The following is a 16,902-nucleotide window of genomic DNA, read 5'->3' on the forward strand; positions in this document are numbered from 1 at the left end:
CAAGATCAGACTACGCCGGCTCAGCTTAAGGCGCATCGATACCATAAAACTCCATTCGCCGGTATAAGGCTTGCCGGGTAATACCAAGCGCTTTGGCCGCGCGTGACACAACGCCCTGATGCGTATGCAGTGCCCGTTCAATATCTTGCCGGGCTATATCATCCAAGGCGCGGTTTTTACTGCTGTTGTCAGCTTCCAGCCCTAAATCGGCCGGACTGATTTGCCCACCCTGACTCAATAACAACGCACGCTGACACACATTCTGTAATTCGCGCACATTGCCGGGCCAGGGGTACTGCAACAGTGTCGTTTCAGCGTCCCGGCTCAGGGCTTTTTCACCGGCTAAGAAATGTCGCGCCAGGGGCAGAATATCGTCCTGCCGCTCTTTTAACGCCGGCACATGTAACTGCACCACGTTAATGCGGTAGTACAAGTCCTGACGGAACTGGCCAAGCGCAATGGCTTTGGTTAAATCGGCGTTAGTCGCCGACAATAATCGCACATCAACCCGGCGCGTAACGCTGGACCCGAGCCGCTCGAACTCACCGGTTTGCAGCACCCGCAGCAATTTCATCTGACCGCTTAATGACAGATTGCCGATCTCATCGAGAAACAAAGTGCCGCCATCCGCCGCCTCAAAGCGGCCGATGCGGGCTTTGGTCAGGCCGGTGTAAGCGCCGGCTTCAGCGCCAAACAATTCGGCTTCCATTAAATCTGCCGGCAGCGCGCCCATATTGACTTTGATCAGCGCTTTACCGGCCCGCGGCGAGTTGGCATGCAAAATCTGCGCGATGCCTTCTTTGCCACTGCCGTTTTCACCGGTGATCAGCACTGCCGCCTGCGATGGTGCGAGCTGCAGCGTCATCTGCAGCAGTCGTTCCATCGCAGTGCTGGCAAATACCAGCCCACACAGATCCTTGCCGATAAATGCCTGCAGCCGTTCCTGCTGTTTCCGTTCAGTGTCGCGTTGCTGATCCTGCAATTTTTTCAATTTCAGCGCGTTTTGTACGGTCATCAGCAGACGCTGGTCGTCCCAGGGTTTGGCGATGTAATCACAGGCGCCGGCTTTGACCAGCTCGACCACCATATCCAGCGCGGTCCAGGCCGTCATCAATACCACCGGGATCTGCGGATATTGCGCACGTAACAAATAAAACAGTGTTTTGCCTTGCTGCCCGGTCATTTCACCTTTGGCAAAATTCATATCCTGCAACACCAGATCCAACGGTTGTTGCGCCAGTAATGCCAGCGCTGCGCTGGGCTCAGTCGCGGTCCAGACCTGATGCCCTTCCAGCTGAAACAGCGTCAGCAAAGCGGTCAGCACCGCTTCGTTGTCATCAATAACCAGTATTTTTGCCATCAGTTACAAAGTCTTAGTTGCTGTTGCCGGAGAAACCTGGGTTGCAATTCTGGCAGGATACCATGTGGCCAGAGTGACACAAAGCATCAGCATCAACAGCGCCGTCAGCGGCAGCCAGACCGGTAAGGCCGGAATACTAATCACCAGTGCCAGTGCCTGATTCAGCAGCCAGGCCGCCACTATCCCTATGCCTGCACCTGCCACTGTCGTACACCAGTTTTCCGTCAGCATTTCCAGCAAAATGCCTTGTTTGCTGGCACCAAGCGCCCGTTTGATACCAATTTCCTGCTGGCGTTTCAGTGCATTAAAATGGGCGTTGCTGTAGCTGGAAATCATCGACACTAATAGCATCAACCCGCTTAACACCGCCAACAAAGTGGCAAGGCCGAATTCGTTGCGATACATCCGATGCAACTGTTCATCCATAGTCCGCACGGAAAAAACTTCAATATTTGGATCGACGGTTTTCAGCACATCCGGTAACTGACTGCGGATCTGCTCAGTGTTGCCGGGTTCGACCCGCAAAATAATACCGTATCCCCAGGCCACACCATAAATTTGTGCGATCTGGATGCGGTTGTACATCACCCGTTCAGCGCTGCGTTGGCCATAAAAATCTTCAATGACGGCAGCGACGGGCCCCGCATTGGTCATCTGGCCAATCGCCGATTTCCCCGGAAAAACCCGTTCGGCCAGACTTTTGGTCAGCACCACCGGAATTGCCGCATCGCCGTCCCAGGCCTGCACAGTCTGAGGGATCTCTCCTTCCAGTACATCCAGTTGCAGCACCTGTAAAAAGTCCGGCGACACTGTGTATTGCGGCACTGTGCTGACGTTACTGCGGTCGCGGTCATTTTCGTCATTAACGTTGCCATTCGAGCCGCCTGTCACCAAAGGTGATTGGTTGGTATGCGACACCGCAGCCACCCCCGGCATTTGCCGGACGGCCGCCAGCTGACGCTCCAGCAAATCAGCAAAGGCCGGATATTCTTGCAAATTTTTGCTGGTGGGCTTCAGCGACACATACAGAATATGGTCTAAATCCAGCCCGGTCGGCTGACGCAACTGCTCCCAGGTCTGCAGCGCCAATAAACTACTGTTGGACAACAACGCCAGCGTCAGCGCCAGCTGGACCAGCAACAGGCTGGTGACGACTTTGCGGCGTAACATCGATTTAAAAATTAACTGCAGCGAAATCATGACTTATTCCTTCAGTTGCTGATTCAGGGCGCCAAACGAAGCACGCAGGGATGGATACAAGGTAACCAGATAGCTACAGCCAAATGTGAGAGCCAGCAAGCTCAATAACAGCGTCCAGTCCCAGCTGGAAAACAACCGGTTAGCCGGTAACAGATAATTCATCAGGCTGATGCCGCTGTAACCAATCAGCAATGCCGCAACAGACGTAATACCCGCCATCAACAACACGTCGGCCAGCGCCTGCTGCTGAATGTGCCAGCGACTCGCACCCAGCGCGCGGCGCAAACTGATTTCATATTGATTGGCGATGTAGCGGTTCAGTGACAAATGGCTGGCGTTAAACAGACAGACCAGTAAAAACAACAACGTAACCAGCGCAAAGGCTTTGATATCGCCACCATCCTGATTAAAGTGCGCCACGATATCGCGCATCCCGACCAGCTTATTGTTCTCGGCACTTGGGTGACGACCGGCTTTTTTCTCATCGGCGGTCAGATTCGCCATAAACTGGCGATAGGCTTGCTGTTGTTCGACAGTGTCAAGCTGCACCCAATATTGCAGCTGATGGATGGCTTTGGTCCGGCCGTCTGTTGCCAACTTCCGGTAGTCAGCATCATCGAAACTGGACGACTGCGAGTTCGACAGATAGTTGCGGTCATAGCCGGTTTCCAGCGGCAGATAAATATCCTCAACCTCAGATAAGTGATTGTTATTATTCGCATCAAACAAACGCGGCAGCATAGTCCAGTCCGCCAGCACCGCTGAGACTATGTACTCAAAGTCATCCAGTGTCAGGCGACGACCGACCACATTGGTCTCACCAAACAGTTTTTCAGCGGTCTGCCGGCTTAAAATCACTTCGGCACGGGCACTGCCATCCGGCCAGACTGAACCATGCAAAAACGGCACTTCAAACATGCGGAAAAAGTCCGGTTGCGTCAGGCGGATTTTGACCGGCATCGGCGGCTGTTGCGGGGTTAGACGCAAATAGCCATCAGCGCTGTACATCGCCGCTTTTGCAGATGGAATGTCGGTGGCGCCGAGCTTCTGCACATTGCTGTAACTGAGCACCTTCGGCGGTTCACAGTTCTGGCACTCATATGGCACCAGATTCATAAATGGGAAAAACAACTTGTCGCTTTTGTGCGGCAAGGGATCCAGATTCAACCGGTAATAAAACGTCGCATTGGCGAAAAACACGCCAAGCCCGAGGCTTAAAATCAGCACGGTCAGGCTATAAGGCAAAGGCGCGCGGCGAATGCTTTTCAGGCTGACTTTGAGGTAATACAGAAACTGTTCCATCACCCTCTCCTTAAGCCACAGCAACGGGGGACGCGTGTTGCAGTGGGTCATACATGGCGGCATCGCTGAGCTGGCCGTCGACAATCTGCACCTGCCGGCCAGCACGTCGGGCTTGGTCTGGATCGTGCGTCACCATCAGAATGGTGCAACCATCGCGGTTAATTTGTTCCAGTAATTCCATCACCTGACGCGCCATCAGTGAGTCGAGGTTACCAGTGGGTTCGTCGGCCAGCAGAATACGCGGCTGACCGGCAATAGCGCGGGCGATCGCGACCCGTTGCTGCTGACCGCCGGATAACTGGCTCGGATGATAATCCCGGCGCGCCGCGAGGCCTACCTGCTCCAGCGCATGTTCAACCCTGCGTTTGCGTTCGGCGGCAGTAAAGCCCCGGTACCGCAGCGGCAATTCAATATTGTCAAACAGACTGTAATCTTTAATCAGGTTAAAGCCTTGAAAAATAAAACCAATCTTCTCATTACGCAGCGCGGATAACGCCTTATCCGACAGACCTTTGACCGACTGACCATCCAGCAAATAATCACCGCCATCAAAACTTTCCAGCGTGCCGAGCACATTGAGCAATGTTGATTTGCCGGAACCGGACGGACCGGTTAATGCAACAAACTCACCTTCAGTTACGTGCAGCTGAATGTTTTTCAGCGCCTGGGTTTCAATCAGCTCAGTCCGGAACGACTTACTTAAAGCATTAATTTTAATCATCTTATTTTCCTTTTTCTGGATTAGTTCAGCCGAACCCGCCCGGCATCTTTAAATTCACTGAGGCTCGAGATCACCAGCTGGTCACCCTCTTTGGCCCCCGCTAAAATCTCGACCCACTGCACAGATAACGCGCCCAGCTCAATCGGAGTGCGCACCGCAACATCCTGTTCCAGCCTGTAGCCAATGCGGCCGCCGCCGCTGGCAACAAATTCACCTCGCGCCACCCGCAGTACGTCTTTGCGTTCGTCAAACACAATCCGGCCGGAGACACGCTGGTTTTGCCGCAGCGCTTTGGCATCCTGATCGGCAAACCGGACGCGGGCTGTGACGGTGCTGTCTTTCACTTCAGCCGCCACATGCGACAGCTGGCCACTGAGTTTCTGCCCGTTCAGGGTCACTTCGACCGGCAGACCCGGTGACAAATCCGCCGCATAGTTTTCTGGTACGCTGAGTTCCGCTTCATATTGACTAAGGTCAATCACTGTCAGCAGACTCTGGCCACTGATCACCTGGGTTTGTTGTGTGGCCAGCCAGTTACCGACCTGACCGGTCACCGGCGCTTTGATTTGCAGTGCCGTCAGTTTGCGTTCCAGCTCGGCCACGACTAAGGCCTGCCGCGCCAGGCCCTGCTCACCGGATTTCTGCTCAAAACTAAGTTTGTCAGCTGCCAGCGCCACTTTGGCCTTGGCGTGGTTGTATTCCAGTTCCGTCTGCGCCAGCTTGTCGCGGGCAATATCCAAATCAATCTGACGCATCACACCAAGCTGCATCGACTGCTCGGCACGGGCCAGTTCACGTTTGGCTGCCTGCAGATTAACGCGGGCACTGCTTTCAATTTGTTGCATATCGAGCTGTTGCTCGCGGGCCAGCAGCTTGGCGCGTTCATGCTCAGACTGCATGGACAACAACAACGCCTGCTGTTGCTTGACTTCGTTTTCTAAGCTCGGGCTTTCCACTACCGCCAGCAAATCGCCGATCGTCACGGCTTCGCCCGGTTGTTTGATAAAACGCACCAGCCCATCCTGCTGACTGACCAGTGTCGGCGCATTGGCCGCCACTACTTTGCCCTGTACCGCCAAATCACGGACAAAATCGCCACGGCTGACTGTTGCCAGCTGCACATCGCTGCGCGCCAGTACCATCGCCGCGTTGGCGCCGGTAGAAAACATCAGCTGATAACTGCCCCACAACAAGGTGCTGATAGCGCCAAACGCCACAACCAGTTTCAGCACCGGCGTTTTGTGCGCTTTTTCAATCCGCACGTCCTGTTGCTCTGTACCTTTGATCATAAATCGTCTTATCCTCTGTCCATCTGCAGCTAAAACTGCGTTTTGCACTGTTGATTAATGTGAGCATTGCAGTTGGCGTGCCATATATTTAATTGTTACTTTTCAAAAACTTGCAGTGAATTATTTTGTTTTCAGACTGTCCGCGGACACTTTTTCTGTCCGCGATACCAGCGGCCGCAATGCCGCGGACAGCCACATCATTCGCAGAGGACGGGAGGTCTTGATGGCGCATTACCTATTGCTGTATCAACTGAGCGCGGATTACCTGCAAAGACGGGGCGAATTTCGCGATGCGCATTTGCAACTGGCCTGGCAGGTGGCGGACCAGGGTTTGCTACTCCTTGGCGGCGCCGTTGGTGACCCGATTGAAAGCGCCATGCTGTTGTTTCAGACCGATGATCCAGACCGGATCGCAGCGTTTGCCTGCGCCGATCCTTATGTGCAGCAAGGGCTGGTAACCAGCTGGCGTATTGTGCCCTGGCTGACTGTCGCCGGCCCGTTGGCCGCAACCCCACTGAAAAGCGTCGCAATCCCGGCTGCCGATGCCAGTTAATTGTTGCCTTTTTGTTTCAAGCTTTTACAGTAACCAGACGCCAGCCTGCAAAGGCCGGCGTTTGCCGATTTCAATGCATTGTTGGCGCTGCCCAGGTTGCAGCCCCGCTCCGGAGCCTTCATGAAACGATTTGCTTTATCTGTGCTGAGTCTGAGCCTGTTGCTGGCCGGTTGTCAGCAAGCCGCGCTATCCCCGCAACCGACCGCCAACCAACTCCCTGCCGGTATTGAATTAATTAAAGACGCCAGCGTAAGCAGCAGCAGTGTCGCTATCCCCTACAAAAAGTATCGCCTGGCCAATGGCCTGACCGTCGTGGTACATGAAGATCAGTCTGATCCGCTGGTGCATGTCGATGTGACTTATCACGTTGGCTCGGCGCGGGAAGAACCGGGCAAATCCGGTTTCGCGCATTTTTTTGAACATATGATGTTTCAGGGCTCTGAGCATGTCGCGGACGAGCAACATTTTAAAATCATCACCGAAGCCGGTGGTGAAATGAACGGTTCGACCAACAGCGATCGCACCAATTATTACCAGACAGTGCCGGTCAATCAGCTGGAAAAAGTGTTGTGGCTGGAATCAGACCGGATGGGCTTTTTACTCGATGCGGTCACCGAAAAGAAATTTGAAGTGCAGCGCGAAACAGTGAAAAACGAACGCGGCCAGAGTGTCGACAACAGGCCTTATGGCCGTTTATCGGAACGGGTTGCACAGGCATTTTATCCGGATGGCCATCCATATTCCTGGCCAGTGATTGGTCATATGGCTGATTTAAACCGCGCCAACGTCAATGACGTGAAAGCTTTTTTCCTGCGTTGGTACGGCCCGAATAACGCCACATTGACCATCGGCGGCGCTGTCAAAGCTGAAGATATTCTACCGCTGGTACAACAGTATTTTGCCGCCATTCCACGCGGGCCTGAAGTGACGCCGACCGCCAAAACGGCTGTCAGTTTAACGGCTGACCGATATGTATCGATGGAAGATAATGTGCACCTGCCGTTGTTATATATGGCCTTTCCGACTGTATATGCCCGCCATGAAGATGAAGCGGCGCTGGATATCCTCGCCGAGATCTTAGGCGGCGGTAACAACTCGCTGCTGTACAAAAATCTGGTGAAAACACAAAAAGCAGTGCAGGCGCAAACCGGACATGGCTGTCAGGAACTGGCTTGTGAATTCACACTGCTGGCCCTGCCGGCGCCAGGCGCGGTGAAATCGCTGGCAGAAACCGAACAACAGATCCGTCAAAGTCTGGCGGAGTTTGAACAACGTGGCGTCACCGACGATGACCTGAACAAGGTCAAAGCCAAAATGGAAGCTGCCAGCATTTTTGCGCTGCAAAGCGTCGAAGGCAAAGTCAGCCGGCTGGCCGCCAACGAAACCTTTTTTGGGGAACCTGATCTGGCCGCTGCCGATTTAACGCGGTACCAGCGTGTAACCAAAGCTGATGTCACGCGGGTCTATCAACAATATCTCAAAGGCAAAGCAGCGGTAGTGATGAGTGTCGTGCCCAAAGGCCAGCGCCAGCTGATTGCCAAAGCGGACAACTTCACACCGGTTACTCATGATTTTGGCGGCCCTTCCACCACCAAAGCTGAAGATTTGCAGTTGCGCCGCGCGCAAGACACGCTGGATCGCAGTAAAATCCCGGGTGCCGGTGCCAATCCGGCAGTGACATTGCCGGCCACCTGGCAGCAACAGCTCAATAACGGCATTCGCGTACTTGGTGCACAAAGCCATGAAACGCCGACCACGTCGTTGCTGCTGCGGGTGCCACTTGGCCTGTACGATGAAACGCCGCAGCAGGCCGGCATCAGTCAGTTGTTAGCAGCGATGCTCGATGAAAGCACGATGCTTAAAACGACGGAGCAGATGAGTCTGGCGCTGGAGAAACTCGGCGCCAGCATCAGTTTTTCCGCCGGTGACGAATATCTGGAAGTCACAGTACAAAGTCTCAGCAAACACTTGCCACAAACGCTGGAATTGCTGATGGAGAAACTGTTGTTGCCCGCTTTTAACACTGAAGACTTCAGCCGGGCCCAGCAACAAACCCTGCAATTCATTCAGCATTCGGAAAAGGATGCTGGTTTCCTCGCATCCCGTGCGGTGCAGCAACTGATGTTTGGCAACCATATCAGTGCTTATCCGAATCAGGGCACATTACAGTCGGTCAGCGCGCTGAAGATAACCGATATCAAAACTTATGCGCAGCGGCTGTTAAAACCGGCGCATGCTGAGCTGATTCTGGTGTCTGATCTGCCACAGGCTCAGGTATTGGCTGAGCTGCAACCACGCTTACAGCGCTGGTTGGGTGAGGCGCCAACGCGCCAGGTGCAAATCCCAAACGCAGTGGCTAAAACCGGCACTATCTATCTGATTGATAAACCGGACGCACCGCAGTCAGAGATCCGTATTGTCAAACGCAGTCTCAGCCGCGATTTTACCGGTGAATATTTCCGCTCCGGCCTGATGAACTTTGTGCTTGGCGGCAATTTTAACAGCCGGATCAACCTGAATCTGCGTGAGGACAAAGGCTATACCTACGGCGCCAACAGCTATTTCAGCGCCGATCGTTATGCCGGCATTTATCAGGCTGCAGCCGCCGTGCGTGCCGATGTGACCGGGGCATCAGTGCAGGAGTTTTTTAAGGAATTAAGTCGTTATCAGCAACAGGGCATGACGCCGCAGGAGCTGGATTTTATGCGCAAAGCCATTAACCAGGCCGACGCACTGGCTTATGAAACTCCGGGCGCTAAACTGGGTTTTATGTCGGCCATTCTGCAGTATGGGCTGGCCAGTGATTTCACCACGCAGCGCAATCAAATCGTCCGGGACATCACGCTGGATGAGCTGAATCAGCTGGCAAAGCGTCATCTGGATCCGGCCAGCTTCAGTGTGGTGATTGTCGGCCCGGCGGCACAAGTCAGGCCTCAGCTGGAAAAACTCGGCATGCCGGTAGAAAACTATCAGTTCTGAGCAGACTGAACCGTAAAGCCCGCGCATGCGGCAATGCAGATCAGTTAAGAGTACTTGACCGATCCTGGCAGTGTAGGAAAATCCGGAACCCGTCATAGGTTCCGGATTTTTTTATGCCGTTAATTCAGGATTTAACCGAAGTCATTGAGATGTCCGGGGAGCCCGTCGCCCGGATGGAAGTATTTGCCAACCATATTCCAGATGAATGGGTCCGTATCGCCGCGGCCTTATCCGACAAGGTCACTATCCGCCGCAGGCGATTGCCCGCTGATATGGTGTTGTGGCTGGTGGTCGGTATGGCTTTTTTCCGCAATGAACCTATCTCAGAAGTCGCCCGTCATCTGAATATCTGTGCTGATGGTCTTGCCAACGATGTGCTCCTGGCTGACAGTGCGCTGTCGCAAGCCCGTCAGCGGCTTGGCGAACAACCGGTTGAATGGTTATTCCGTCAATGTGCGCAAGTCTGGGGTCATGAGCGTTATCCTGCTGATACATGGCATGGTCTGCAGGTATTTGCCGTCGATGGTGCCTTGTTCAGAACGCAGGATAATCCTGAGCTCAGAGGCCATTTTGGTTCGGGTAACACCGCTACCAACCGTCAGACGCCTTATCCGATGTTGCGTCTGGTGGCGCTGATGAATGTGCGCTCGCATGTGGTGGTCAACGCAGCCATCAGTCCTTATCGCAAAGGCGAAATCCCGTTGGCCCGCGATTTCATTCAATCCTTGCCGGCGCACTCCGTGACGTTACTGGATAAAGGTTTCTTCAGTGCGGACTTGCTGCTGGGCATTGCCGATGAAGAAACTAACCGGCACTGGCTTATCCCCGAGCGTAAAGGGCTGGTGTATACCGAAGTCGRRCRYTAYGGCGATGGYGACCGYTTGTTGCAGATGAAAATCTCCCCACAGGCGCGTAAAAAGAACCCGGCATTGCCGGAGTTCTGGCAAGTCAGGGCTGTGACCTATGAAATTGCAGRTGGCGAGAAAACAGTCTTCACCTCATTACCTGCGACAGAGTTCACGGCACACCAGGTGGCGACGCTCTACCATGAGCGCTGGGAAATAGAATTAGGCTTTCKGGATATTAAAAGCTCGATGCAACACAATACCATCACGCTTCGCAGCAAAAAGGTGGCGTTGGTGTATCAGGAATTATGGGGACTCTTGCTGGGATACAATCTGGTCCGAAGAGAAGCCAGTCAGGCAGCAGTCGCGCACAAACGAGCCCCTGATGAAGTCAGCTTTAAGTTTGCCTGTCAGTTTATAGCCAACAAACTGGCGATGATGGCAGGCGCTATCTCACCATCGCACACGGCAAGAAGACTGTCAGAGCTGCGCGGTTGTATCGGCAATCTGTTTATAGAAAAACGCCCCAGGCCAGCAAGGCCCAGGGCGGTGAAGATATCCAAAACCCGTTATCCGGTAAACCGCAATGCGGCTCCACTTAAGTGAAGAGCATTGCGCGCATGCGGGCTTTTTTTCCGCACTTGCTGTCAGAATGGCGTCAGATCGTTATAGTCATCTCATCAGCACGTTCATAAGGAGACTGGATGCTGCAAACTGCACGGGGGTTGATTCTGGCACTGACGTTGAGCATGCCGCTGCATGCTGCAGACGTAGCGCCCCACACGCTGCAGATCGCCACCAGTCTCAGTCAGTCGGCATTATCCAACCAAATCGAACAACAACTACAACGGGCTTACGGCAGACTCGGTTACCGGATGCAGCTGGTGCGGTTACCGGCCGGTCGCTCGTTACAGATGACCGATCGCGGCTTGTATGACGGCGAATTATTCCGCATCGATGGGGTGCAGCATGAGTTTTCGCAGTTGCGGCAAGTGCCGGTGCAGCTCGCCAGCATTGAATTACTGGCGTTTGTTCGCACCGAACAGAAAAACGAGTTACACGACTGGGTATTGAAGAAGCAGGTCCGGGTTGGATTTGTCCGTGGTTTTCGTTTGGCCAGTCAGCTGCAGTATGCCGGCCATCCAGTGCCGGTGACCACACTTGAACAAGCTGTGGGCATGTTGCTACAGGGTAAAATCGACGTGTTATTGGAAGACCAGCAATCGGTTCAAAGTGTCCTGCCCGCCAAAACCGAGCAGACAGGCATCTCAATGCTGCCGGGTACGCTGGCGCGTGCCGGCTTATATCATTATTTGCATCAGCGCCACAGTGCCTTAATCCAACCGCTGGCGACTGTACTGAAAAAAACTGTCACCCGTGCCAAAGATCAACGCCCTTTGCCCAAACCGGTACAGCCTGCTTTGGATGACTGAGCCGGCGTTCTGGGTTTGCTGGCTGTACGCACAATAAAAAAATCCCTGCCAGGCAGGGATTTTTCATCACATCAATCGGTTACTGCGCTAAAGACGCATCGCGGGCAGCTTTAAACTCTTTGCCTTCATACCAGTTTGGCCAGGCGCTGGTATCATCTGCCAGCTCACGACCCACGCGGTAATACAGGAACATATCCTGTTGCGCACCGCGCAGGTCCCAGCTGTCTTTGTACTCATCTTCCACTTTGTGGTAACAGCACTTATTAAACTCTTCACGCTGTTTGATGCCCCACTCTTTGCCGTGGTCGACACTGTCGACGCCGCCTTTGGCGTACAACATCGGCACGCCTTTTTTCGCCAGATTAAAATGGTCTGAGCGGTAGTATGAACCGGCGGCCGGGTTATTTTCCGGCGCGATATAACGGCCTTGTTGTTCCGTGTATTTTTTCAGCAGCACTTCAAGCTCAGAGTTGCCAAAACCGACAACTGTCATATCTTTCATCGGGCCATCGACGTTGATCACGTCCATATTAATCCCGGCGACTGTTTTGTTCAGCGGGAACACCGGATGTTTGGCGTACCAGGCAGAACCGAGCAGCCCGCGCTCTTCCGCCGTCACGGCAACAAACGCAATCGAACGTTTTGGTTTTGGCTGCGCCGCATAATATTCCGCCATGGCGATTAACGCGCCAGTGCCGGAAGCATTGTCCTGCGCGCCGTTAAACACTTTGTTATTCGGGTTGGCGAAATCAAGGCCGAGATGATCCCAGTGCGCCATGTATAAAATGGCTTCATCCGGTTTTTCACTGCCTTCGATGATACCAACGACGTTGCCAGAGGTCAGCTCACGCACGTTGCTTTTCACCGACACGGAGGCTTTGATGCCAAGCGGAATTGGCGCAAAATCTTTGCTCAGCGCTTTTTTGCGCATCGAATCGATGTTTTCACCAATCACGCCAAACAACGTATTGGCCGATTCGGTGGTGACCCAGCCTTCAATCGCGGTGCGATCGGCATTTTTGTTTGGATTGATCAGGTCGAATTTGGTGGCAGAACCGCCGGCAACCACATGCCAGCCATAAGAGGCGGCATCAGTTTCGTGCACGATCAACGCACCAGCAGCGCCCTGACGGGCCGCTTCTTCAAACTTGTAAGTCCAGCGGCCGTAATAAGTCATCGCATTGCCGGTGAACAGTTTTGGATCCTGAGTGGCAAACCCAGGGTCGTTAACAAACATCACCACGGTTTTGCCTTTGACGTCCAGGCCTTCGTAGTCGTTCCAGTCGTATTCAGGGGCAACAATGCCGTAACCGACAAACACCAGCTCAGAATCTTTAATCTCGCTAAACTCAGTAACCCGCGTGGTCCAGGTAAACATCTGGTCGCGGTACTTAAACGGCGCCGGCGCTTTGTCACCGCTGAACGTCATTGCTGACACTTCTTTGGGATCGATTTGCACCAGCTGTACCGGCTGAATGTAAGTGCCGTCCGGTTGTGGTTTTAAACCAATGCGTTTGAATTGCTCAGACAAATACGCCAGGGTTTTTTCTTCGCCTTTGGTGGCTGGCGCACGGCCCTGGAAATCGTCAGACGATAAGGTTTTGATATATTCAGCAAGCTTGGGGTTGAACTCAGTGTCCGGCAGCGCAGCTGGCGCTGTGGTTGCTGTCGCAACCGCCGCTTCGGCCGGCGCCACCACTGTCGTTGCCGCCGGTTCCGGCTGCTTCTGACAGGCAGCCAGGCCAAGGCAGGCGCTGAGCGCTAACCATGTTCCTGAAAACCAGAATTGTGGTTTCATAAAATCTCCATCACCTGGGGTGATTGTTGTCGTTATGGGGTTGCCATCGGGCTGACAGCGCTCTGATGTTACTAAAGCAGGCGCTGAAGCACCAGAGTGACCGATCTCAGACCGGCCACAGTTAATCGCATCCATTGATTAAGGTCTGCGGTCCACAGCGCCCCAGGCTGGCGGCGGTAATGCAACCGGCTGGGTTAAATCGAACGCCACCGCAAATTCGCGACCAGGCCGGCTTAAACGGTAAGTCAGTGTTTGGCCGGGTTCCAGCGTAAAAGACCAGACATTCTGCAGCGCCGCAGTTCTGCCGCGCGACTGAAACATTAGTTTGCTATATGCATCGGCAGGAAAATTCTGCGTCAATGCACTCACTGAGTCGGCAGAGGTGCCGCCATACATCGTCAACTCGTCATGGCTGCCGTCCTGATGCCGGTGATCATGTTTGAGCTGCAAACCTTGCGGTAAAACGCGCAACACCCAGGTACGGGAGCGATCTTCGCCGACATGGAACGGCATCCGCACTTCACCGGTCCGGCAATCCGCGATATGCACAATCAATGCTTGCCCGGCCATCGCCGCATCTTCTGGCGCCTTGCTGATTAAAGTGCCGGCAAAAGCTTTACCACAATAAGGCTGCAAGGCGTGTAATAGTGCATGATCAGCGGCTGTAGCTGTCACGCTGTAACCACCAGCAAACAGCGTGGCCACTAAAGATAAAGAAATGAATTTCACCATAAATGTTCCGGTATGTGCTAGGGCGTGTTGACGTTTGGTGTTTGTTTTTGCAGCAGTTTGGCAGCTTTTTATGCAAGGCAGTGCGAGAGCCGTGTAGTTATTCTACACAAACGAGCACTAACGCCGCAGAAAGAGCTGCCAAACGCTGCCCTACGGGTTCGTTTGGTGACGTTTTGGGCTTTGTCACTCGTTGCTCACATAGAATCACTATGCCACGCGCCTCGTTTCGCGCCCAAAACGCCACCAATTCGAACAAAACTTAACCACCAAACATCAACACGCCCTAAAGACGCAGGTTAAAATCAGCTGAACTATGCTAGGGTCAGTGATCAGCAGCAAGGATCAGGCTCAGGTCAGCCAGTATGCCCACTTTACCACCCAGCCAAAAATTATTGCGGGTTTTTGCCACGACGGAACACTTTGGTGTGGTGGCCGACACGCCTTTTGGTTGTGGTTATCGTTTACAGGGGCTGGAAGTGGCGGTGAGTTTTTTTGGCCATCATGTCTATTTCGCCAGCGGCGATGCCGTGCTGGTCTTAACAGAGACCGGCACATGTAAACTGGAGCGGCCCGACGCCGTGGATAATCTGTATCTGCTGCAGCTGATTGACAGCGTGGACCTACGCTACAATCCGTAATTGTATGCGGCCAGATCATGCAAACGTATGCACAGCGCTGCGATGCCACCGGTCCGCGTGATAGCATGCAATATCCGGATCTAAAGACAAAATGAAAAACTATGATGAAATTCAATTTGTTAGCTACCTTTTGTGGCACCGCCATGCTGCTCAGCGCCTGTAACCCAGCCCCTACAACGCCCATACCGGCATCGGTCGTTGCACCGCCATCAGCTATTGCTGAACCTGTTGGCAAAGTCGTGGTTTATCAGGCTTTTACCCGGCTGTTTGGCAATAGCAATCCAAGCAATATCCCCTGGGGCAACGCCGCGCAAAATGGCGTCGGCAAATTTAACGATATTAACGACGCAGCACTGCTGGCGTTAAAACAAATGGGCGTATCGCACCTGTGGCTGACCGGTGTGCCGCATCATGCGCTGATCGCCGATTACAGCGCTTACGGCATTAGTGCCGATGATCCGGATGTGGTGAAAGGCCGCGCCGGTTCCCCGTACGCAGTCAAAGACTATTACAGTGTGAATCCAGATCTGGCTGTGGATCCGGCAAACCGGATGGCTGAATTCAGCGCCCTACTCGCCCGCGCGCACCAACATGGCATCAAAGTGGTCATCGACATCGTGCCGAACCATGTGGCACGCCACTATCATTCTTTGGGCAAACCGGCCGGTGTACGTGATTTTGGTGCCGACGACGATACCTCAGTCGAATACGCCCGAAACAACAACTTCTACTACGTGCCGGGCCAGCCGTTTGTGCTGCCGACACTGCCGGCCGGGTTTAAGCCACTCGGTGGTGAAGCACATCCGCTGGCAGACGGTAAATTTAATGAAAATCCGGCGAAATGGACTGGCAATGGCGCCCGCGCCGCGCAACCGGATTTTAATGACTGGTATGAAACAGTCAAAATTAACTATGGTGTTAAACCAGATGGCAGTTACGATTTTGACCGTTTGCCAGCCGATTTTGCCGGCCGCAGCAGCGCCGAACACGCCACCTTCTGGCAAGGCAAAGCAGTGCCGGATTCCTGGTTAAAATTCCGTGATATCACGCAGTTCTGGCTGGCACTGGGGGTCGACGGCTTCCGCTATGACATGGCCGAAATGGTGCCGGTCGAATTCTGGAGTTATTTAAACAGTCAGATCAAACAACAACGACCTGATGCCTTGTTACTGGCCGAAGTGTATCAGCCACAGTTGTACCGGGATTATATCCAGTTAGGTAAAATGGATTATCTGTATGACAAAGTTGGCTTTTACGACAGCCTGAAGCTGCTGATGCAAGGCAAAGGCACTGCATCTGAGGTGCTGGCCAGACAACAGGAAGTGGCCGATATCGACCGCCACATGCTGAAATTTCTGGAGAACCATGATGAGCAACGTATTGCCAGTCCGGAATTTGCCGGCAACGCAGAAAAAGGCAAACCCGCCATGGTGGTCTCAACGCTGATTGGGACTGCACCGACCATGTTATATTTTGGCCAGGAAGTGGGTGAAGCCGGCGCGTTAGCCAGTGGCTTTGGCCAGCCGAGCCGCACCACGATTTTTGATTATGCCGGTGTACCGGCGCATCAGGGCTGGCTCAATGGGGGCCGTTTTGATGGGGGTAATCTGACGCCGGCACAACGCGATCTGCGTGAGTTTTACGCCAGGCTGCTGCAGTTCAGCGCGACCGCGCCTGCCCTGCGCGGCCAGTTAATCCCGCTGCATCAGCAACATTTGCAGACACCGGGTTATAGTGAACAGATGCTGGCGTTTGCCCGTAGCGATACGCGGCAACGCTTGATTGTGGTGGCGAATTTCGCCGACACAGCGTCCCGCTTCAAACTGCAATTACCGGCCGATTTGGTACAACAATGGCAGTTAGCCAATGGCCCGCAGCCACTGACTGAGCTGTTCAGTGGTCATGCGCATTCGCTACAGGTGGAGTCTGGTGTTGCAGTAGTGCCGCTGACCGTGAAAGCTAACAGCGCGCTGGTGTTGTTACTGCCTTAAACTGATCGGTGCTCCAGCCTTCCTATGGACGCGGTATTTACCGCCGAGTCTGACTTTTCCC

The 16,902-nt window shown here is 53.7% G+C and carries 13 protein-coding genes; 6 read left to right on the forward strand and 7 right to left on the reverse strand.

Features of this window, described 5'->3' with window-relative positions; genetic code table 11:
- Nucleotides 1–25 precede the first annotated feature (25 nt).
- The 5 genes from ATY27_RS00270 to ATY27_RS00290 are packed head-to-tail and all read right to left on the reverse strand — an operon-like array spanning nt 26 to nt 5,872.
- A complete protein-coding gene (locus ATY27_RS00270; protein ID WP_208932162.1) occupies nt 26–1,360 on the reverse strand; it encodes a sigma-54 dependent transcriptional regulator in 1,335 nt (444 codons plus the stop codon).
- 3 nt (nt 1,361–1,363) lie between these two features.
- Nucleotides 1,364–2,560, reverse strand: a complete 1,197-nt coding sequence (locus ATY27_RS00275) for an FtsX-like permease family protein (protein WP_244151372.1) — start codon at nt 2,558–2,560, stop codon at nt 1,364–1,366.
- Between the two features lie 3 nt (nt 2,561–2,563).
- Nucleotides 2,564–3,862 carry an ABC transporter permease gene (locus ATY27_RS00280; protein ID WP_208932163.1) on the reverse strand — a complete coding sequence of 433 codons (1,299 nt, stop codon included), beginning with the start codon at nt 3,860–3,862 and terminating at the stop codon, nt 2,564–2,566.
- Between the two features lie 10 nt (nt 3,863–3,872).
- On the reverse strand, nt 3,873–4,583 hold the full coding sequence (locus ATY27_RS00285; RefSeq protein WP_208932164.1) for an ABC transporter ATP-binding protein: 711 nt from the start codon (nt 4,581–4,583) through the stop codon (nt 3,873–3,875).
- Nucleotides 4,584–4,603: 20 nt separating this feature from the next.
- Nucleotides 4,604–5,872 carry an HlyD family efflux transporter periplasmic adaptor subunit gene (locus ATY27_RS00290; protein ID WP_208932165.1) on the reverse strand — a complete coding sequence of 423 codons (1,269 nt, stop codon included), beginning with the start codon at nt 5,870–5,872 and terminating at the stop codon, nt 4,604–4,606.
- A 223-nt stretch (nt 5,873–6,095) separates the two neighbouring features.
- On the opposite strand from ATY27_RS00290, the gene ATY27_RS00295 reads away from it, so the two are divergent.
- The 4 genes from ATY27_RS00295 to ATY27_RS00310 all read left to right on the forward strand — a co-directional run bounded on the left by ATY27_RS00295 (nt 6,096) and on the right by ATY27_RS00310 (nt 11,682).
- Nucleotides 6,096–6,425, forward strand: coding sequence for a YciI-like protein (locus ATY27_RS00295; protein WP_208932166.1), 330 nt, complete (start codon nt 6,096–6,098; stop codon nt 6,423–6,425).
- A gap of 120 nt (nt 6,426–6,545) precedes the next feature.
- Entirely contained in the window at nt 6,546–9,404 is a 2,859-nt protein-coding gene (locus ATY27_RS00300; RefSeq protein WP_208932167.1) for a pitrilysin family protein, read from the forward strand.
- A 113-nt stretch (nt 9,405–9,517) separates the two neighbouring features.
- The gene (locus ATY27_RS00305; protein ID WP_208932168.1) at nt 9,518–10,855 is read left to right on the forward strand and encodes an IS4 family transposase; all 1,338 of its coding nucleotides are present in this window, start codon (nt 9,518–9,520) and stop codon (nt 10,853–10,855) included.
- A gap of 98 nt (nt 10,856–10,953) precedes the next feature.
- Complete coding sequence (locus ATY27_RS00310) at nt 10,954–11,682, forward strand: hypothetical protein (protein ID WP_208932169.1); 729 nt, start codon at nt 10,954–10,956, stop codon at nt 11,680–11,682.
- A gap of 79 nt (nt 11,683–11,761) precedes the next feature.
- Here the strand turns inward: ATY27_RS00310 and ATY27_RS00315 are convergent, their stop codons facing one another.
- Nucleotides 11,762–13,480, reverse strand: coding sequence for a M28 family metallopeptidase (locus ATY27_RS00315; RefSeq protein ID WP_208932170.1), 1,719 nt, complete (start codon nt 13,478–13,480; stop codon nt 11,762–11,764).
- Between the two features lie 138 nt (nt 13,481–13,618).
- The gene (locus ATY27_RS00320) at nt 13,619–14,212 is read right to left on the reverse strand and encodes a hypothetical protein (RefSeq protein ID WP_208932171.1); all 594 of its coding nucleotides are present in this window, start codon (nt 14,210–14,212) and stop codon (nt 13,619–13,621) included.
- 362 nt (nt 14,213–14,574) lie between these two features.
- Between ATY27_RS00320 and ATY27_RS00325 the strand changes: the two genes are divergently transcribed.
- Nucleotides 14,575–14,850: a hypothetical protein gene (locus tag ATY27_RS00325; RefSeq protein ID WP_208932172.1), complete on the forward strand. Its 276-nt coding sequence runs from the start codon at nt 14,575–14,577 to the stop codon at nt 14,848–14,850.
- A gap of 101 nt (nt 14,851–14,951) precedes the next feature.
- Nucleotides 14,952–16,841, forward strand: a complete 1,890-nt coding sequence (locus tag ATY27_RS00330) for an alpha-amylase family protein (protein WP_208932173.1) — start codon at nt 14,952–14,954, stop codon at nt 16,839–16,841.
- The last annotated feature ends 61 nt before the right edge of the window (nt 16,842–16,902 follow it).

Source organism: Rheinheimera sp. F8 (assembly GCF_001518915.1).

What these genes read in the sequence shown, in the direction of transcription:
- ATY27_RS00325 (WP_208932172.1), top strand. Translation starts at nt 14,575, where the DNA reads ATGCCCACTTTACCACCCAGCCAAAAATTATTGCGGGTTTTTGCCACG.
- ATY27_RS00270 (WP_208932162.1), bottom strand. Translation starts at nt 1,360, where the DNA reads ATGGCAAAAATACTGGTTATTGATGACAACGAAGCGGTGCTGACCGCT.
- ATY27_RS00320 (WP_208932171.1), bottom strand. Translation starts at nt 14,212, where the DNA reads ATGGTGAAATTCATTTCTTTATCTTTAGTGGCCACGCTGTTTGCTGGT.
- ATY27_RS00290 (WP_208932165.1), bottom strand. Translation starts at nt 5,872, where the DNA reads ATGATCAAAGGTACAGAGCAACAGGACGTGCGGATTGAAAAAGCGCAC.
- ATY27_RS00285 (WP_208932164.1), bottom strand. Translation starts at nt 4,583, where the DNA reads ATGATTAAAATTAATGCTTTAAGTAAGTCGTTCCGGACTGAGCTGATT.
- ATY27_RS00280 (WP_208932163.1), bottom strand. Translation starts at nt 3,862, where the DNA reads ATGGAACAGTTTCTGTATTACCTCAAAGTCAGCCTGAAAAGCATTCGC.
- ATY27_RS00300 (WP_208932167.1), top strand. Translation starts at nt 6,546, where the DNA reads ATGAAACGATTTGCTTTATCTGTGCTGAGTCTGAGCCTGTTGCTGGCC.
- ATY27_RS00275 (WP_244151372.1), bottom strand. Translation starts at nt 2,560, where the DNA reads ATGATTTCGCTGCAGTTAATTTTTAAATCGATGTTACGCCGCAAAGTC.
- ATY27_RS00295 (WP_208932166.1), top strand. Translation starts at nt 6,096, where the DNA reads ATGGCGCATTACCTATTGCTGTATCAACTGAGCGCGGATTACCTGCAA.
- ATY27_RS00315 (WP_208932170.1), bottom strand. Translation starts at nt 13,480, where the DNA reads ATGAAACCACAATTCTGGTTTTCAGGAACATGGTTAGCGCTCAGCGCC.
- ATY27_RS00330 (WP_208932173.1), top strand. Translation starts at nt 14,952, where the DNA reads ATGATGAAATTCAATTTGTTAGCTACCTTTTGTGGCACCGCCATGCTG.
- ATY27_RS00310 (WP_208932169.1), top strand. Translation starts at nt 10,954, where the DNA reads ATGCTGCAAACTGCACGGGGGTTGATTCTGGCACTGACGTTGAGCATG.